Raw genomic sequence first — 17,984 nt, forward strand, 5'->3', positions numbered from 1 at the left:
ATTTTTCCGCCATACGGACTCAGCACCGGGCTTATTTTAGAAAATTTAGACATGACAAAAAATGTGGTCGTCATTGGCACGCAATGGGGCGATGAGGGCAAAGGCAAAATAGTGGACTGGCTTACAGATCACGCCCAAGGCGTGGTTCGTTTTCAGGGAGGCCATAATGCTGGACACACGCTGGTTATTGCCGGCAAGCGAACAGTACTGCATTTAATCCCTTCCGGGATATTGCGTGGCGATGTTGCCTGCTATATCGGCAACGGTGTAGTCGTATCTCCGCAGGCATTGCTGGACGAAGTCAATATGCTGGAGCAAGCAGGGATCGACGTACAGGGAAGGCTGCTCATAAGTGAAGCATGCCCGCTTATTCTCCCTTGTCACGTCGCGCTGGATAATGCCCGGGAAACCGCCAAGGGGACGGGTAAAATCGGTACCACCGGACGTGGCATCGGTCCTGCTTACGAGGATAAGGTGGCGCGGCGCGCGGTGCGCTTGCAGGATCTGTTTCACCGTGACCGCTTCGCCGCCAAACTGGGTGAGATGCTGGATTATCATAACTTCGTGCTGAAGAATTATTTTCAGGCGCCAATAGTGGATTTTCAGCAAACCATGGATGAGACGCTAGTCTTGGCAGAACGCATCAAGCCAATGATGGCGGATGTGCCGCGACTTTTGTTTGAAGCCAATAGAGCTGGCAATAACCTGCTGTTCGAAGGCGCGCAGGGAACACTGCTTGATGTGGATCACGGCACCTACCCTTTTGTTACGTCGAGCAATTGCATCGCCGGCGCGGCGACGACCGGGAGCGGGATTGGCCCGCAAATGCTGCATTATGTATTGGGCATCACGAAGGCATACACTACACGGGTCGGTGCAGGGCCCTTTCCTACGGAACTGGACGACGATGTCGGCAGGCATTTGGCTAAACGCGGCAACGAGTTTGGTGCAACCACGGGGCGTCCGCGGCGTTGCGGTTGGTTCGATGCCGCCGCGTTAAAACGCTCCATTCAGATTAATGGGGTATCCGGCCTGTGTGTTACTAAACTGGACGTACTGGATGGTGTGGAAACACTGAGGCTCTGCGTGGGTTACAAAGTGATTGGCAATGGTGAAGAGGAAAGATTCAGTAGCATCCTGCCGGTGGGTGCCGACGAGTTGGCCTATTGCGAACCTGTTTATGAAGAAATGCCAGGGTGGGGGGACAGCACAGTAGGGATTAAGAATTCTGAACAGCTCCCCAAAGCGGCGCAGAATTACCTGAGACGCATGGAAGAAGTGTGCGAAGTTCCGATAGATATGATATCAACTGGGCCGGACCGGGAAGAAACGATCGTGCTTCGCCATCCATTTGAATAACCTGAATACGATAGTTGGATGGGGTGAAGCTGTGAGCGGTTTTTGGAGGGAAATGAAGCGCAACGATGGGAAGTGGTGCGGCTCCAGCGCCGCGCGGGCGCATTTGTCCTATCGATCATAGCGTATTGCCCCGGCAAGCGACTGCCTTTTAGATCCGTTTATGGACCCGGATGAACGTCTACACGATACGCATAGCAAGTTGGCAAGATGATGGCCTGGCATTGCGTAGCGTGCGGGAAACGGTGTTTGTTCGCGAACAATGTGTTCCTGTGGAACTCGAATGGGATGAGTTCGACATGAATGGGCTGCATTTGCTTGCAGTGGATGCAGCACAGAACGCTATTGCCACGGCTCGGCTATTGCCGAACGGTGTTATTGGACGCATGGCGGTGCTGAGGGAGTGGCGAGGTAAAGGCGTGGGTAGCGCCCTATTGCTACGGGTGCTGGAAGAAGCAAAGAAAAAGCAAATGCAACAGGTAACTCTGAGTGCGCAATTACACGCCTCTGGGTTTTATGTCAAATTCGGTTTTCAGATCACAGGGGAAAAGTTCATGGATGCGGGAATCCCCCACATAAGAATGAGTTTATGGTTATCCTAGTTTGATAGTTGAATAGAAGCATCCCATGAGAAGTACCGTTTACTGCTTTTGCCGAAGCTGCTATTCGGATCGATACGCAACTAAATCTTGGTATCAGAACGGCAACATGAAATCGAGCGATAACACGACCTGGTCCTTATGTCCGCCGAAGGGCCGGTAGTCTACGTTATGCAAGCCATCTGCAGCATCATAGCGGACGTTGGGGCGAACGTTAAATTGTTTCATCGCTTTCCAATCCATCTTCAGCGTCCTTGCTGCCTTCCAGTTCATGCCCACGGTAACCGCGTAATAATCGGCCGGCGCACTGGTGGAGTTGCCAAACTGGTTCGATCCCAGCGCATAACTTAGCCCCCGGTTATTGGTGGCGGCAGCTACACGGCCGGGGGAAAAGACACGAAAGCCATCTCTATCGCGAAACCACTCGGCACGGACGCCGATCGCCAGCTCAGGGGTGATGTCATAGTACGTGTGCGTGTTGATGCCATACCACTCGGCATTCTGGACCACACCGTTCACTAGAACTCCTCCGGCATAACCATGGTCGTGTTGCAAAACGAAATTTGTATTAGGTGTAATGCGGTGCTTCAGCACAATGCTGTACATCCCCCACGGCTCGTTACTTCTTGTGGAAGTCTGAGCGTAACTTCCACTGATATTGGCAGAGCTTCCCAGATCATCGCTGGTCCAGGTGATACCAGCCAGGCCGCCCCAGTTCCCCAACTGTTTATCAAAACCGCCATCCCACCCACCGGTAGCGCTGCCGGTGGTCGTACCACCCATAAGCATCCAGTTCTTGTTGATATAATAATTACCCAACGCACCGGTATGAGTAAAGGGTTCGCCATACTGCATGGTGTAGGCATGAGAATAGAAGAAATTGTTGGGTGCCGGAACCGACTCATAACCGATTGGCGTGTAGAAATGACCGACCTTGACATTCAGGCCATTGCCGACTGGCACATAAACTTCCGCATAAGCCTGTGGGATCGCGATCCCATAGTAACGCGTCGAGGCACAGCATAAATCAAGATCCCAATTGCTTCTGGCCAGAGGTTGTCCGGAATTCACATCGAATGCGGGAACGCCATATGCCTGCGAAAAAATGGCATCCGTTCCAAACAGGACATCGAAACGTCCCCCGAAATCCCACTTGCTGCCTTGTGCCACGACAGCACGTTCTAGAAATACATTAAACTGATTCAACTGAAATCGATTGGCCTGGTCACCAAAAGTGACTGGGCCATTGAATCCGTCGATGTGACTCGGATTGAAGGTTGCTCCACCATTGATCCATCCGCCCACCCTTATGCCACTTTTTTTAAAGAAATCCACTACAGAATTGGATGACGCATCCGCGGGAGGGCTGGTCGCAAGATTAGCTGCAGCAGTGTTATTGGCAGCAATATTGGACGCTGTATACGCTGTTGGTTCAGCGTGAGCTTCAGTCAGATGCATGGCCGCTGCTAGCAAGCTACCTATAAAGGCAACCCGCATTTGGACTCTGCGTTCTGGCAGGCATGTCATGGTGGATCCCCCCGTAGAAACACTACAGTTAGAATAGGTATTGTTTTTCGAAACGTAACACGATATATGTGAACTTATTGTGATCTAATTGTTAATTATTTGTGAAGTTGCGTGATTTACAACAACGAAAATAAAAATCAACATGCGCTTGGGAGAGGCCCCGGATCTGTCCATGATTATCGTCGTGTTTATCTGAACTAGGATGCTGTAATTGCATTAACACCCTTCTCCAGGGTTTATTATTCTCAGCAAAATGGCAGAGGGTATCATCATGACATCTTTATAATCGACTTTCAATTCGATCACGTTCCGCCATCACATGTGAACCCCGGAGGGGCACGGACACCTCGAAACATGGTCGCATCATCCTCCTTTCAAACGGATTCTTCAATGGAGCTCCTCGTACGGCGTTGCAGCGCAGCGTGGTGCCACGGAAGCCCGCAGAGTCCACCGTAGTCAATTTAGCAAAGATATCAGTTAAATGACACACAAAAGTCGTTTTGGATCAGACGCTGAAATTGCTGAGCGCGGTAAACTACCGGATTCAGGCCCAATTCTAGCAATATGCCGAACTTTAAAGAACGGAAACGAAAAATAACTGAGGAAAATGACAGATTCGAGGATTTTAAGGCCGATGATTATTCTATCGGGAACTGCTAGGGAACCGTCCTAGATCGCCTGCGGCCGCGCGAAATTCCACGTGATGAAAAAATCGCACTTTGGGAAAAGGAAGCTAATTCAAACGAATTATTCTACGTTGGAGGTAAGCTTGAACCGACACACGTCGCCCCCACGCGCCATGCATTCATGCTGCTCAACCTTGCTGTCGGTAAAAGTCTCCATCAGGCCTCTATCCAGGTGGCAAATCTCGAGATCCTTTTTAGCCATGGTGTGAAATACACAATTATCGGCTTCGATTACCGCCTCACCTCCCGAGACCGTCGCATTCCTCGCATTATATCCAAGCTGGTCCATTACCTCGGTAAGCTTCTCCACCTTCTCTTGGTGCGTGCTCAGATGAGGATACTGACTGCGTATCTGCTGAGCCACATTCGCGCCGATCTCATTCATGCGCTTACCCATGTCTTCGACCCCTTCTTCACGCCGAACCGATGCCACCACCAACTGTGCAAGCCAGGAATATTGACGTGGAGACATCTCCTTGCCAAGCTCGGTCAGAACATAAAGCTGCTGCGGTCGCCCTCCCCCGGAAGGTCGCGTCGTACCGATCGCCACCAATCCCGCCGCTTCCAGGGAAGAAAGATGCTGCCGCACCGCATTCCGCGTAATCTCAAGCCCTTTCGAAAGCTCCTCCACGCTCAAACCCGGCTTGCTACCGCGCAGCAATTTAAGTAATTGTTTCTGTCGTTCACCCATCATGCCTGTCGTCTTGCGCTTTTAAAAATAATTAAAGCTCATTGATAGCATAATACAACATAAATATCAATCTAATAGAATTTAGAAAGACTTATAACATATATGAATTGACAAAGTGTTATTAGCCCATTATAGTTTGCTTGACGTCACACACTTCGATTGTTTAAAGGACGGGCACCGTTATCTGGTCGGCAAGCTGAGAATATGAAATCACATACTTGGGCTCTGGCGCGCAAATATGAAGGGACCGTGGAAGCTAATATAAAGGAAGCCGCCGCTCACCGGCAAATGGCACTGGAAGCAGTGCAGCCTAAACACGCCGCGCGTGAAGAATAAACAGACGACGCGGATTTAGTTATACGTAACCGGCTGGCCCGTCTGACCGAAATAGCGGAATCAGAAAGGAATGGTTGCATCCAGGGAGAACAGGAATTGATCCTTTCTGTTATCAAAAGGTCGATAGGACTGATCGATGCCATCTGCCCTGTCATAACGAATATTGGGACGGATATTCAGCTTTTGCATCGGCTTCCAGTCAACTTTAAGTCTTTTTGCCGGTTTCCAATTCATGCCCAGAGTGACCGCATAATAATTAGCAGGCACAGCAGTAGGTGCAAAAGCACCTGCAAAACTGAATCCCGCATTATTGGTGGCGGCGAGCACCCGGAATGGCGAGAAAACACGAAAACCATCCCTGTCATGAAACCACTCTCCACGGATTCCTATGGACAGGTCGTTCAGAAGGTCATAATACAAATGCGTATTGATACCATACCATTCAGTGTTTTTAGGCGCACCGTTCAACAAAACGCCACCCGCATAACCATGCGTGTGATGCAAAACAAAGTGTGTTTTGGTCGTAATCCTGTGCTGCAACACAACACTGTACATACCCCAAGGCTGATTGCTTCGCGTGGAAGTCTCACTGTATGTACCCGTCACATTAATCGAGCTTCTCATGTCATCGCTGGTCCAGGTAATCCCGCCCAATCCACCCCAGTTACCCAGTTGCTTATTAAAGTTTCCATCCCATCCACCGGTAGCGCTGCCGGTAGTTGCGCCACCCATAAGCGACCAATTCTTATTGACGGGGTAGTTACCCAACAGCCCGACATGGGTAAATGGCTCGCCATTATTAAAAGTATAGGCGTGAGTATAGAAAAAATTGTCAGGAGCGGGTACAGTCTCGTACCCGGTAGGCGAATAAAAATGGCCTGCTTTGACGGTCAGCCCATTCCCAACTGGAATGTAGGCTTCCACATAAGCCTGGGGGAGCGCGATACCATAGGTACGAGTCGAAGAACAGCATAGATCCAGATCCCAATTTCCTCTGTTCAACGGCTGCCCCGAATTTACATCAAAAGGAGGGATACCAAATGCCTGGGTATAAATAGCATCTGTGCCAAACATGAAATCAAAGCGGCCACCGATATCGAATGATTTGCCTTCCGTCAATATGGTACGCTGTATGAATATATTAAACTGATTCAGCTGAAAACGATTCGCCCGGTCAGCGAAAGTAACGGGGCCATTGTAGCCATTGCCCGGAAAATTTGGATTGAAGGTCGCTCCGGCATTAATCCACCCGCCCACCTTTATACCGCTATCTCTAAAGAAATTTACTACATTATTGGCATAAGCGCTGCTTGAGGCCATGGCGATTGACAATAGGCTGCCTACTACGGCAAATGTTATCCAGCTTCTGCATTTGGGCAGACGTTTCATTTTTGAATTTCCTTAGTTCCCTGGACATAAAGATCTTAGTAAGAAAATAGAAAATCGTTAGAGGCTCTCAGGTATGGTATTACGCGCCGTCAATCCACCGCCGCTTCTCTCGATCATAAAAAAGCTGACTTCATAAATTGCCGTTTAGCCGGCAACACACATCCTGACCCTGAAATACCGAAATAAAAAAGGAACGTAGCATCCAGCGGAAACAAGAACGGATCCTTCCTTCCACAAAAAGGACGGAATGCTACATCAATACCCTGTGCTCTGTCATAACGGATGTCTGGATGAATATTCAATTTCACCATTGATTTCCAGTCAATTTTTAGTCTTCTCGCAGGCTTCCAGTTCATATCCAGCGTGACCGCGTAATAATCAGCCGGTGCACCGATAAATGGGATGCCGCTTCCAGTCGCCAAACTCCATTCCGCTATCTTTCCACAGATTCTTTAAGCTGTTGGCATGCACATTATCCAAGCTCAAGACAGTCGATAGCAGGAAGCCGGCTGCCGTAAATATCGTCTGGTTTCCATATTCTGGCGTGCGGTCCATTTATATGATTGTCTCTTCTCAGCCTAAGATCCGGCAGTTGGATGTGAAGTGGGCGATTTCCAGGATTAGGGGCAAGTCACAACGCGGATGGTCGTTCTATTCCAAGAGACAGCAGCAGCCATGTGCCGGCCTCATTCCTACGCTAGAAACAATTTATATGCAGGATTGTTGCTCTCGTCCCAGTAATGATTGTCCATCTGCTTGAGAAATGCCTTGAACTGGGCCTTTTCTTCAGGGGGTACCTCGATTCCCACCAGCACTCGGCCGTAGTCGGCACCATGATTGCGATAATGGAACAGGCTGATGTTCCAGTGATGACTCATGCTGTTCAGAAACTTCATCAGCCCCCCGGGACGATCGGGAAACTCAAAACGATAGAGAAGCTCATTTTTTACTTCATGGGCGCGCCCTCCCACCAAGTGTCGTATATGTAGCTTTGCCATTTCATTGTCTGTTAAATCCATGGTGCGCAGGCCGCTCCTTTCCAGATTCATGATCAGCTTTGACGCTTCTTCGCGATTGCGTACCGACACTCCGACAAATACGTGGGCTTCTTTTGGATCGGCGTAACGATAGTTGAATTCCGTAATACTCTTCGTTCCCAGCATGGCGCAAAATTTCCTGAAGCTGCCAGGCTGTTCGGGGATGGTAACCGCCATCACCGCTTCCCGCTGCTCCCCCAATTCGGCTCGCTCGGAAATATGACGCAGCCGGTCAAAATTCATGTTCGCGCCGGAAGCGATCGCGATCAGATTTTTATCGCGAATATTTTCTCGCTTCGCATAAAGTTTCGCGCCAGCGATCGAGAGTGCCCCCGAAGGCTCCAGGATGGTACGAGTGTCTTCGAACACATCCTTGATCGCGGCGCAGAGGGTATCCGTATCCACCAGGAGGACTTCGTCCAGCAATTCACGGCACAAACGGAAAGGTTCCACCCCCACTTGCTTCACCGCCACACCATCCGCGAACAGCCCCACCTGCGCAAGCTTGATTCGGCGCCCCGCACGCAACGACTGATACATCGTATTCGCGTCCACAGGTTCGACGCCGATAATCTTGATTTCCGGATACAGTCTTTTCACATAGGCGGCAATGCCGGAAATAAGGCCGCCGCCGCCTATCGGTGCAAATATGGCGTGAATAGGACCGGTCCGCTGACGCAGAATCTCCATTCCAACGGTGCCTTGCCCCGCGATTACATCGGGATCATCATAGGGATGCACAAAAGTCACGCGTTTCTCTGTTGCAAACTTCAATGCGTGAGCATAGGCCTCATCGTAGGAGTCGCCATGGGTAATCACGGTCGCTCCACGCGCCTCTACTGCCTGCATTTTGATTTGCGGTGTGGTAACAGGCATCACAATGGTTGCCCGGCAATGAAGCCGCTGCGCCGCGAGCGCCACTCCCTGCGCATGGTTGCCGGCGGAAGCGGTCACCACACCACGCTTGAGCATCGCAGGAGAAAGCTTGACCATTTTATTGTAGGCCCCGCGCACTTTGAATGAAAACACCGGCTGCATATCCTCGCGCTTCAAGAATAGTTGGTTGTGAATGCGCGCAGACAGATTGGATGCCAGCTCCAATGGGGTCTCTTCCGCCACATCATAAACCTGAGCGGTGAGAATTCTTTCGAGATAATCGTTTTTCATCGCTGCGTATGCTCGCAAAGTCGGAAATTGCGGATTTTAGCATGCCGGAGGTTGCCTAGCAGCTTGTTGAACTTGAAGAATCGTCTCTGAAAAGTGATTGGCCGGGACAAGTTCTGACGGTTTTGAAAATCAATAGTTGTTCCATTGACTGAGAAAATCCATGAAATAGACCCGACGAGACGCTTTGCGGATGATCTGCTTTAAGTTGGACAGCCCACCCGGACATCCCGCTGCATTGTTAAAATTGGCGGATAGGATTATCCTGATAAAAAATCATTTATTTTTATTCACAAAATACATCATGACGCAAGACGACCAAAAACGTGCGGCCGCGCAAGCTGCTATTCAGTATGTCCCCGCTGGCTGTGTGGTTGGAGTGGGCACCGGCTCCACCGCAAATTATTTCATAGATGAATTGTCTAATATCAAACGCAAAATTGAAGGTGCGGTGGCAAGCTCAGAGGATACAGCTCAGCGCCTTCGCGCACATGGCATCGAGGTTGTCGATCTGAACAGCATCGATGTGCTCCCGGTATACGTAGACGGCACAGACGAAATCACTGAGCACTTGGCCATGATAAAAGGAGGCGGTGGCGCACTGACACGTGAGAAAATTGTTGCTGCCGTGGCGAAAAAATTTATCTGCATTGCGGACCAGAGTAAGCTGGTGCAAGTGCTCGGCAAATTTCCACTCCCGGTGGAAGTGATACCCATGGCCCGCGGCTATGTGGCACGCGAGATCACGCGGCTGGGGGGAAGGCCGGTGTTACGCGAGGGATTTATCACGGATAACGGCAATATAATCCTGGATGTGCATGGCTTGCAAATCCTGAATCCCATTGAGTTGGAGACAACACTTAATCAGATAACGGGTGTTGTCACCAATGGTCTTTTCGCAAACCGCGGCGCAGATGTGCTGCTGCTGGGCGCCGATACCGGCATCCGGACGATCGTTATCTGATCTGATGGAATGCGAAAAGCAACAAAACTGTCACAACTTGCGAGTATCATTTTTTGTTTTTTCTAACCAATCAAGGCCATGCAATGGCAAGTAGCGAACACATATCCAAGCAATTTGATGCCGATCTTGAGGCGGTGCGCACGCGCGTGTTGCATATGGGCGGATTTGTGGAAGAACAGATCGAAAAAGCTATTGAGGCGCTTACCAGCGGCAACGAAAGTCTGATCGAGAATATTGTTGCCGATGACCACCGAGTCAATGCGATGGAAGTGTCGATCGACGAGATTTGCAGCCAGATCATCGCGCGCCGCCAACCTGCCGCCGGCGATTTACGCATGATCATGACAGTCATTAAAACCATCACCGATCTGGAACGCATTGGCGATGAGGCAGAAAAAATTGCGCGCATGGCCAAGCTGATTTACGCAGCCGATCGCATGCATATGCCGCGGTTTGTCGAGATCAGACACGTCGCCAATATCGCGATGGAAATGCTGCACAAATCCTTGGATGCCTTTGCCCGCCTGGATCTGACAGCGGCCGCCCGTGTCGTGCGTCAGGATGAACAGGTCGATGAGGAATTCCGCTCCATCATGCGTCAGCTCATTACATTTATGATGGAAGATCCGCGCAAAATTTCCACTGCCCTGGAAATCCTGTTTGTAGCGAAAGCAATCGAACGTATTGGCGATCACGCCAAAAATATGGCGGAATATGTGATCTATATGGTTAAGGGCAAGGATGTGCGGCATGTGACAGTTGAAGAGATTGAACGCGAAGTCAGAGAATAAAGCTGTCTAGCAACGTTTGGAATCGGAAAACTATGCTCGAATATTCCACTCTCGCGGCAGTAGACCTCGGCTCTAACAGCTTTCGTTTGCAGGTAGCGCGGGTGGTGGGAAAACAGATTTATCCCTTGGACAGCTTGCGCGAAATGGTGCGGCTCGCCGCCGGCCTCACTGCCGATAAGCGATTGGACGAGGATTCCCAGGCACGCGCATTGGAGTGCCTGAAACGTTTTGGTGAGCGTCTGCGCGGTTTCCCCCCACACTCCGTTCGAGCAGTCGCAACAAACACGCTAAGAGTCGCGAAGAATGCGCCGGCATTTTTAAAAAAAGCGGAGGCCGCCATCGGATTCCCCATCGAAGTTATCGCGGGGCGGGAGGAAGCGCGGCTGATCTACTTGGGTGTCGCACATAGTCTGCCATCGTCCACCAATGATCGTCTGGTTATGGACATCGGCGGAGGTTCTACCGAATTTATCATCGGCAAACGTCTGAAACCCGTCAAGCTGGAGAGTCTCTATATGGGCTGCGTCAGTTACAGCCTGCTTTTTTTCCCGGATGGTAAGATCACCAAGGGCGCGATGAAGCGGGCCGAGCTCGCGGCGCGGAGCGAAGTACAGGCTATCGCCACGGGATTCTCCAGTACCCATTGGCAGGAGGCATTCGGCTCGTCCGGCACTGCGCGCGCGCTGGGTGACATAATAGAGCTGAACAATCTTGATAATGGCGCTAGCGATGGGGATATCACTCTGGAAGGATTGGACAGTTTTCGCGACTATCTCCTCAAGGCTGGCGATACTAAAAAACTGGAAATTGCCGGCCTGCGTGCTGATCGGGCACCTGTCATCCCTGGCGGCTTCGCCATCATGTCCGCCGCGTTCTCCGAGTTGGGCATCCACCGCATGTCACAGGCTATGGGAGCATTGCGCCAAGGCGTGCTCTATGATCTGCTGGGACGTTTCCATAATCAGGATATGCGGGAAGTGACAGTAAGACAATTCATGCAACGCTACCGGGTAGATTCAGCTCAGGCGAGGCGAGTGGAGTCGTCGGCGCTGCTGCTGGGAAAACAATTGCTGGCGGATTTCCCTGATGAGATCGAAGAAATGCTGCAAAGCCTGTCATGGGCAGCACGGCTGCATGAAGTCGGTATTTCAGTGGCCCATTCCGGCTATCACAAGCATTCGGCATATATTCTCGGTAATGCCGACATGCCGGGGTTCTCAAAAATGGAACAAGAGCGACTGAGTATGCTTACACTTGCTCATCGGGGACTTATCGGTAAAGCGCGAGGGGCTGTTATCGAACCGCTGGATTTTGCGCTGCTATTTGCGCTGCGTCTGGCGACATTGTTTCACCGCAGCCGCAGCGATATTAAGTTGCCTCAGCTCGAAGTGCGTCTGGACAATACAGAATTCGAACTGATTATCGAACCGGGATGGTTGCAACGCAACCCGCTGACCGATACCGCGCTGTCCGCTGAAATCGAGGAATGGGCCACTCTTGGTTTCAATTTTCGTATCAAAGGGGGGCTGGAAGAAAACATAAGTTGCAAAACAGCCAGAAGTACAACCGGTGTATAACCCGGATAAGGTCGATGGCATCCCACTCAAAAAAGAGATCCACGAAAGCCGGTTTGCCGCCGGGTACCCTGGTGCATATCGGCAAAAAGAAAAATGTCACCCCCCGCATCATTTTGATGGATTATGACGACAATGGTGTGCGCGAGTCAGAGATAACTGCTTCGGATCTGGCTGATAAAACCAGGTTTGCGCATGGGATCAAGTGGCTCAATGTTCATGGCCTGGGTGATACCCGCATGATGGAGCAAATCGGTGCTTGTTTTGACCTCCATCCATTGGTGCTGGAGGACATATTCAACACTGAACAGCGTTCTAAGCTGGAGGATTACGGCGGTTATCTCTACGTAGTGCTGAAAACCTTTAGTTATGAATACAATGGCAAGGAAGAAAGACTAGATTCGGATCAGGTCAGCCTGGTGCTAGGAAGAAATTTCGTACTATCATTTCTTGAAGCGGATAGCGCCCAATTCGGGGCGGTGCGTGAGCGACTACATGCTGGTAAAGGTCAGATCAGGAAATCGGGTGCGGATTTTCTAATGTATAGTTTGATTGATTCCATTATCGACAGCTACTTCGTCATTCTTGAGCAGCTCGACGAGAAAACTGAAGTGCTGGAGACAGAGTTGATAGCCGACCCTCAACCCAGTACCCTGCATTCAATCTACCGCCTAAAGCGTGAAGGAGTTTTTCTACGTAAATCGCTGTGGCCGCTACGGGAAGTGATCAGTTCATTGCAACGGGGGGATTCGCCGCTGTTCACCCGCAATACATTACTTTATCTGCGGGACGTATACGATCACATCATTCATATTATCGAGTCGATCGAATCCCTGCGCGACTTGACAGCAGGCATGCTCGATATTTACGTATCCAGCGTGAGCTATCGCATCAGTATAGTGATGAAAGTTCTCACCGTTATCACCACCATATTCATGCCTCTGACATTGATTGCGGGCATCTATGGCATGAATTTTAAACACCTGCCGGGACTCGAATGGGAGTGGGGATTTTTCGTGGTGCTGGGGGTGATGGTCACAATTAGCGTTGGAATGCTGGCCCTGTTTCGCAGGAAGAAATGGCTGTAGAAAACGGGACGCAAAACCTGGGAACCATTGAATAAATTCTCCGTGAAACGTATCACTGGGCGAGAGCGAAGGCTTATTCAAAGATTTCTTAAAGCTCGAATACCTGCCCGCGCTTCAATCTTTCCGGTTTGAACTCTCCCGCCGCTACCTGGATTTCTGCCATCGTGGCATCCTCGTTGCCCGGCTCCATATGAGTAATCAGAAAGCGCACCTTCTTATTGAGCTGTTTTAACCCCTTTGCCAGCAATTCCGGACGCATATGACCGGAGGCCTCCGCACCTGCCGTGTTGTAGTTGAGAAACGTTGCCTCGATCATCAGGTAGCGCAAATTGCTGATGGCGTTCAGCGCGTTCCAGAACGGTTCATGGTAGGTGGTATCACCACTGAAGACAAAGCTTGCATTGCCACTGTCAAGTTGATAGGCCACTCCCGGCACAGCATGCCGTACCGGTAGCGGAGTGATTTTTCTTCCCGATGATTCCACCACCCCCCCCACTACGATGGGCTTGAATACGACATAGGGTTTCTCCGGCGACGGCAGGACAGTGTAATCCGGCCAAAGGCGGAAATTGAACATATCCTGCTTAAGGATGGCGATTGTTTCAGGCAAGGCATAAACCGTGAGAGGCGTATTCCGGCGTGGTCCTACAACGTCAGCCAGCATCGGCAGCAGTGCTACATGGTCAAGATGGGAGTGGGTAAGAAATACCGTATCGACCCGCAGCATCTGGCTCACGGTTAAATCTCCCGCACCGGTACCCACATCAACCAGAATATCGTCGTCCAGCATCAGGCAAGTGCTTCTTAAATCTGCCGCCGCGCCGCCGGTGCATCCAAGTATAGTTATGCGCATTTTTACGTTCCGATCGACAATATGCTTTTAGATTAACTCCTAAAGATTGAAGCCAATCCGGCAATTAAGCGCCTCATTTCTCACTCATTTTCAAGTTCGGCGCTATGATCCGCGAAGATCCTCCGCATCGTTTGATTTTCACCTTCCGGTAAGTTTGCCACGACCAGATGCAGATAAAGGATTAAGGTGCCTCAGCCTCCGTTGTAGCGGCCTCCTCCCATAATAGTACTTTAAGGTCATGGATGCGCGCCCAAAAGCCGAGCAAAGCACGCCACGCGCGCGGGGCATCCGATAAAACCCACACTTCGGTGATGCGCTTGTCGGCACGCCAGCCCCGTAGCATGAGCTCTATACTGAAGCCGTGCCGCATTTGCAGGCATGGAAGCAATCGTGCGGGTTGTGGCGTAAGCCAATGAACGTATCCTCCTTCGTGAAACACGTTCTCGATCTTGTCCAGAAGATTCGGGGGAAAATGTGCCAGTACGGAATTACCCGAGAGGAGCAACACATTGCGCCGCGCATTGGGGTAACGCGAGTAGTAGAGATTGCGGTTGCGGCGCGCCAGTTCCCTGAATGCACGCCCGCGTCCGAACGACCCGCCGCCTTTATGGTATACATAAGCATCGGGATGTACACCGAAGCGCCATCCCCCCAGGTCTAGCCGTCTGCCGAGGTCTATATCCTCATAATATCCGCGACCGAACGCCGGGTCGAAACCACCGATTTCCATGAAAATGTCGCGGCGAACCAGAAACGCGTGGCCTTGCAGACGGTGCGTTGAAATGTAGCCACCGGGCTGACGCAGATAGCAATCCAAATCATGCCTGGCATAGTCATTGCCGGCGGGAATGATCACCGCCAGCTGCGGGTCGGCCGCTAACGCGGCATACAACGGCGGCAGAAAATCCTCGCTGACTTCGATATCTGAATTGAGTACCAGCACAGCGGATGCGCCGCATCGATTAACCGCTTCATTTACCGATGCGCCAAAGCCCTGATTCTTCGGGGCATGATGGACATGGATGTGCTCATACGGTAAGTGATCGAGCATCTGACGCGTTTCAGCGCCGGATGCATCATCCTGAATATAAATATGCTTTATGGAGCCGCTGAGGTGAGCCACGACAGAATCAATACAGCGTCGCGTCAACTCGGGTGCATTATAAACCGGGATCACCACGTCGATGGAGGGGTTGGACATGGGGGAAACCGAAGATTGAACCGGCATGGCGGTTTAGTAACTTCCTTTAAAAAAGCCCCGGCCACATCGGGAAATCATCCGGACGCGACCTTTACAGCGCATTCGTCCGGATAAGGTTGACCTTGGCTGGTCCGAGCCCGTCCTTGCTCCTCCAGCAACGCTACGTAGCGGGAGAGTACGTCCGCGTCCCCCACATTGATCATTTCCTTCACGAAACGCTGGTGGTGCGCTTCAATATAAAAATTATCACAGCCGTGAGTCAGAAATCCTTCTATCTGCCGATAAACGTCATCCCGGCAGCGCAGTTCCGTCTCGGGCAGATATTCCGCCAGGGCGGAGCGGCCCGCATGCAGATAATCGCCCGCCAGTACCGGCTTCTTCGCCTTGACCGCTTCAAATACCACCGAGGTGGCCAGGTCAATGATCACGTCCGCCCAGTTCATCAGATGGATGGAATGAATGTCTCCAGCCACGCTCACGTTCGGCAGGCGCCGCAGCGAGGCATCGCTGGTCAGGGATTGCTGGGCGCCGCCACGGGTATGCGGCTTGATGATCAGCTCCACCCCCGGAAAGCCGGCAACAACGCGCACCACTTCACCCACTTCTTCCCAGAAGGTGGAAAAGTTGCTCTTCCTCAGAAAGAGGACGACTTTGAGCCGGCTGCCGGAGCGCGTCAGCGGCGAAGGCGGCATCAGCGTGGCCAGCTTGGCGAGCCATTCGTCACAGTAGCGCGGCGAGCCCAGGACGGCAAGCTTCTGGTTGTCCATGAAGGGCCGAAAACGCACGGAGCAGAGTTCATTCGGAACCACCACTTTGTCGAATATCCCTGCATTGGCAAAGGTGGTGTCGGGCTCCAGGCGCAACTCACGCCGCCGGATCAACTGGCTCGCATGCGGGCTGTCTCCATGCGGCAGCGATACGGTGCCAAGCCCCATGGCGCGGGCCGTCGATAGCATGACCCCTACCCATTCCACGCAGATGGAGGAGTTTCTTTCGATCCAGTCAAATACCACCACGCCCTCATGCGTATCCCCGAAGCTGCGGGCCAGCAGCCGTTGGGTGGTGCTGTGCCACACCGGTGCGCGCCGTCTGGTATCATAGAGTTTGTTGAATGCCCCCGTTACCGGTGCCAGGAAAGGGTAGCGCACATTGCGGATCAGTATCAGCGTTTGCAGAAACCAGCGGGCAAATTCAACTGGCGGCAGCAAGTCACGGATGTGAGCCATGCGCACGCCGTTGAGCTTGCGCAGAAATTCAATGCGGTAGTCATTACGGAACCGCGAGTTGCCTATCAGCACGATATCGCAGGTGTGACCCGAGTTGACCCACTTGTAGATCACCGGGGTAACATGATCAATGTCATTATAATGACGAAGAAAAAAAAGGGCTTTCATACCCACGCATTCAGCTCCGGCGGGATGGGGCAGTATATCCATCATTTAATTGAATGATTAGATACCCTGGGTGGCGAAAAGGGCGTAATTGTACACTCGTAGATATGGGTTTACCAGTGTAGCGCCGCCGGACGGTCTCAGAAGTATAGTTGGAAGAAGCCCATGGCTGGCGGGTCTATGGACGCCGAGGCAGCAGCACTCGATAGGCTATAGAACCCCTTCATGGATTATCTGGATTAAACCAGAACCCAGGCGCGTGGAGGCGCAAAATATGCAACGATGCTCAAAAAGCATGAAGCCATTTGATCATTGCCTTGAAATTCTGTATCTACCCAAAAGGCGCGCACCTACCTGGTCCCACGGATGACATGTTCAACGATTCTACCCGGCGAAAACGGGTTCAAATTATCGCAGAGCATTCCCTCTGATGGTAGGATAACGGCCAGAGCGAACAAGCTCCATTGTCGCTAACATGTAGAGCCAAATAACTGTTAACTATTGGTGAAACATGGAGCGAATCCTTATGACAACAAACCCTCCAATAAATATAGATAACTAATGAAAACAATTGCTGTAATACCGGCACGTATGGGTTCATCGCGTTTTCCCGGCAAACCGCTTTCAAAGCTGTTGGGCCGAACCATGCTGGAACACGTCTACAAGCGTGTTGCCTTGAGTAAAGCCCTTGATGCTACCTACATTGCCACTTGCGATGAGGAAATCCGGCAAGTAGCGCAGGATTTTGGCGCTCCCGTGATAATGACCGCCGATACTCATGAACGCGCCAGCGATCGGGTTGCCGAAGCAGTTGCCGGGATTGATGCGGAACTTATAGTCATGGTACAGGGCGACGAACCGATGACCCATCCAGAGATGATTGACGCCGCGGTGGAGCCATTCCGCCATGACCCACAACTGGGTTGTGTCAACCTGGTCCGCAGTATTGATAACAGGGCTGACTTCTATGATATCAACACCATTAAAGTGGTAATGAATCAACAGGGTGACGCCATATATATGTCGCGGCAGCCAATACCGACTGCTCCGGCTTCAGCTCAATCTAATTTTGTGCATACCTGTGCCTACAAACAGGTATGTATTATCCCGTTCCGCCGGGAAACGTTGCTCGATTTTGCCCGATTACCGCCCACTCCGTTGGAACAACTAGAGTCCGTGGACATGCTACGACTGCTGGAGCATGGTCATCGCATAAAGATGGTGAGAACGAAGTTCAATACTCAGGCGGTGGATACGCAGGCTGATTTGGAGCGTGTGGCTGGACTGATGGAAGCCGACCCCCTGCTGGCCTCATATTGAATCAAGTACTCTCGCAC

Annotated in this window: 16 protein-coding genes; 8 read left to right on the forward strand and 8 right to left on the reverse strand. The window is 51.4% G+C overall.

Annotated elements, in window-relative coordinates; genetic code table 11:
- Positions 1-51 precede the first annotated feature (51 nt).
- Both SQ11_RS01840 and SQ11_RS01845 read left to right on the forward strand, forming a co-directional pair.
- The gene (locus SQ11_RS01840; RefSeq protein ID WP_041512378.1) at positions 52-1,359 is read left to right on the forward strand and encodes an adenylosuccinate synthase; all 1,308 of its coding nucleotides are present in this window, start codon (positions 52-54) and stop codon (positions 1,357-1,359) included.
- Positions 1,360-1,529: 170 nt separating this feature from the next.
- The gene (locus SQ11_RS01845; RefSeq protein ID WP_041512379.1) at positions 1,530-1,958 is read left to right on the forward strand and encodes a GNAT family N-acetyltransferase; all 429 of its coding nucleotides are present in this window, start codon (positions 1,530-1,532) and stop codon (positions 1,956-1,958) included.
- A 93-nt stretch (positions 1,959-2,051) separates the two neighbouring features.
- Here the strand turns inward: SQ11_RS01845 and SQ11_RS01850 are convergent, their stop codons facing one another.
- Together SQ11_RS01850 and SQ11_RS01855 are read right to left on the reverse strand one after the other, a co-directional pair.
- Entirely contained in the window at positions 2,052-3,482 is a 1,431-nt protein-coding gene (locus SQ11_RS01850; RefSeq protein ID WP_041512380.1) for a porin, read from the reverse strand.
- A gap of 747 nt (positions 3,483-4,229) precedes the next feature.
- A complete protein-coding gene (locus SQ11_RS01855; RefSeq protein WP_232297855.1) occupies positions 4,230-4,862 on the reverse strand; it encodes a metalloregulator ArsR/SmtB family transcription factor in 633 nt (210 codons plus the stop codon).
- Between the two features lie 201 nt (positions 4,863-5,063).
- On the opposite strand from SQ11_RS01855, the gene SQ11_RS18070 reads away from it, so the two are divergent.
- On the forward strand, positions 5,064-5,195 hold the full coding sequence (locus SQ11_RS18070) for a hypothetical protein (protein ID WP_269746020.1): 132 nt from the start codon (positions 5,064-5,066) through the stop codon (positions 5,193-5,195).
- 60 nt (positions 5,196-5,255) lie between these two features.
- Here SQ11_RS18070 and SQ11_RS01860 read toward each other — a convergent pair whose 3' ends face one another.
- The 3 genes from SQ11_RS01860 to ilvA form a co-directional block, all read right to left on the reverse strand.
- Positions 5,256-6,584 carry a porin gene (locus tag SQ11_RS01860; RefSeq protein ID WP_041512381.1) on the reverse strand — a complete coding sequence of 443 codons (1,329 nt, stop codon included), beginning with the start codon at positions 6,582-6,584 and terminating at the stop codon, positions 5,256-5,258.
- A 113-nt stretch (positions 6,585-6,697) separates the two neighbouring features.
- Positions 6,698-7,006, reverse strand: coding sequence for a porin (locus tag SQ11_RS17130; protein WP_232297856.1), 309 nt, complete (start codon positions 7,004-7,006; stop codon positions 6,698-6,700).
- 270 nt (positions 7,007-7,276) lie between these two features.
- Positions 7,277-8,788: a threonine ammonia-lyase, biosynthetic gene (ilvA, locus tag SQ11_RS01865; RefSeq protein ID WP_041512382.1), complete on the reverse strand. Its 1,512-nt coding sequence runs from the start codon at positions 8,786-8,788 to the stop codon at positions 7,277-7,279.
- A 301-nt stretch (positions 8,789-9,089) separates the two neighbouring features.
- Here ilvA and rpiA point away from each other — a divergent pair, with 301 nt between their 5' ends.
- From rpiA to corA, 4 genes are all read left to right on the forward strand, one after another.
- Complete coding sequence (gene rpiA / locus SQ11_RS01870; protein WP_198140772.1) at positions 9,090-9,749, forward strand: ribose-5-phosphate isomerase RpiA; 660 nt, start codon at positions 9,090-9,092, stop codon at positions 9,747-9,749.
- An 83-nt stretch (positions 9,750-9,832) separates the two neighbouring features.
- A complete protein-coding gene (phoU, locus tag SQ11_RS01875; protein WP_041512516.1) occupies positions 9,833-10,540 on the forward strand; it encodes a phosphate signaling complex protein PhoU in 708 nt (235 codons plus the stop codon).
- 32 nt (positions 10,541-10,572) lie between these two features.
- Positions 10,573-12,117, forward strand: coding sequence for an exopolyphosphatase (ppx, locus tag SQ11_RS01880; protein WP_052493925.1), 1,545 nt, complete (start codon positions 10,573-10,575; stop codon positions 12,115-12,117).
- A 14-nt stretch (positions 12,118-12,131) separates the two neighbouring features.
- Entirely contained in the window at positions 12,132-13,202 is a 1,071-nt protein-coding gene (gene corA / locus SQ11_RS01885; protein ID WP_041512383.1) for a magnesium/cobalt transporter CorA, read from the forward strand.
- A gap of 88 nt (positions 13,203-13,290) precedes the next feature.
- Here the strand turns inward: corA and SQ11_RS01890 are convergent, their stop codons facing one another.
- The 3 genes from SQ11_RS01890 to SQ11_RS01900 all read right to left on the reverse strand — a co-directional run bounded on the left by SQ11_RS01890 (position 13,291) and on the right by SQ11_RS01900 (position 16,650).
- A complete protein-coding gene (locus SQ11_RS01890; protein ID WP_041512384.1) occupies positions 13,291-14,055 on the reverse strand; it encodes a 3',5'-cyclic-nucleotide phosphodiesterase in 765 nt (254 codons plus the stop codon).
- A gap of 181 nt (positions 14,056-14,236) precedes the next feature.
- Entirely contained in the window at positions 14,237-15,283 is a 1,047-nt protein-coding gene (locus SQ11_RS01895; protein ID WP_232297857.1) for a glycosyltransferase family 2 protein, read from the reverse strand.
- A gap of 47 nt (positions 15,284-15,330) precedes the next feature.
- Positions 15,331-16,650, reverse strand: a complete 1,320-nt coding sequence (locus SQ11_RS01900) for a hypothetical protein (protein WP_041512385.1) — start codon at positions 16,648-16,650, stop codon at positions 15,331-15,333.
- A gap of 558 nt (positions 16,651-17,208) precedes the next feature.
- On the opposite strand from SQ11_RS01900, the gene SQ11_RS01905 reads away from it, so the two are divergent.
- A complete protein-coding gene (locus SQ11_RS01905; RefSeq protein ID WP_041512386.1) occupies positions 17,209-17,967 on the forward strand; it encodes a 3-deoxy-manno-octulosonate cytidylyltransferase in 759 nt (252 codons plus the stop codon).
- Positions 17,968-17,984: the final 17 nt, after the last annotated feature.

It is taken from the genome of Nitrosospira sp. NpAV (genome assembly GCF_000832065.1).
Lineage (GTDB): Bacteria > Pseudomonadota > Gammaproteobacteria > Burkholderiales > Nitrosomonadaceae > Nitrosospira.

Excerpts from the sequence above, each read along its gene's own strand:
- rpiA (WP_198140772.1), top strand. The coding sequence starts at position 9,090 with ATGACGCAAGACGACCAAAAACGTGCGGCCGCGCAAGCTGCTATTCAG.
- SQ11_RS01850 (WP_041512380.1), bottom strand. The coding sequence starts at position 3,482 with ATGACATGCCTGCCAGAACGCAGAGTCCAAATGCGGGTTGCCTTTATA.
- SQ11_RS01900 (WP_041512385.1), bottom strand. The coding sequence starts at position 16,650 with ATGAAAGCCCTTTTTTTTCTTCGTCATTATAATGACATTGATCATGTT.
- SQ11_RS01890 (WP_041512384.1), bottom strand. The coding sequence starts at position 14,055 with ATGCGCATAACTATACTTGGATGCACCGGCGGCGCGGCGGCAGATTTA.
- SQ11_RS01860 (WP_041512381.1), bottom strand. The coding sequence starts at position 6,584 with ATGAAACGTCTGCCCAAATGCAGAAGCTGGATAACATTTGCCGTAGTA.
- SQ11_RS01905 (WP_041512386.1), top strand. The coding sequence starts at position 17,209 with ATGAAAACAATTGCTGTAATACCGGCACGTATGGGTTCATCGCGTTTT.
- SQ11_RS01895 (WP_232297857.1), bottom strand. The coding sequence starts at position 15,283 with ATGCCGGTTCAATCTTCGGTTTCCCCCATGTCCAACCCCTCCATCGAC.
- SQ11_RS01840 (WP_041512378.1), top strand. The coding sequence starts at position 52 with ATGACAAAAAATGTGGTCGTCATTGGCACGCAATGGGGCGATGAGGGC.
- phoU (WP_041512516.1), top strand. The coding sequence starts at position 9,833 with ATGGCAAGTAGCGAACACATATCCAAGCAATTTGATGCCGATCTTGAG.
- SQ11_RS01845 (WP_041512379.1), top strand. The coding sequence starts at position 1,530 with ATGAACGTCTACACGATACGCATAGCAAGTTGGCAAGATGATGGCCTG.
- SQ11_RS18070 (WP_269746020.1), top strand. The coding sequence starts at position 5,064 with ATGAAATCACATACTTGGGCTCTGGCGCGCAAATATGAAGGGACCGTG.
- corA (WP_041512383.1), top strand. The coding sequence starts at position 12,132 with ATGGCATCCCACTCAAAAAAGAGATCCACGAAAGCCGGTTTGCCGCCG.
- ppx (WP_052493925.1), top strand. The coding sequence starts at position 10,573 with ATGCTCGAATATTCCACTCTCGCGGCAGTAGACCTCGGCTCTAACAGC.
- ilvA (WP_041512382.1), bottom strand. The coding sequence starts at position 8,788 with ATGAAAAACGATTATCTCGAAAGAATTCTCACCGCTCAGGTTTATGAT.
- SQ11_RS01855 (WP_232297855.1), bottom strand. The coding sequence starts at position 4,862 with ATGATGGGTGAACGACAGAAACAATTACTTAAATTGCTGCGCGGTAGC.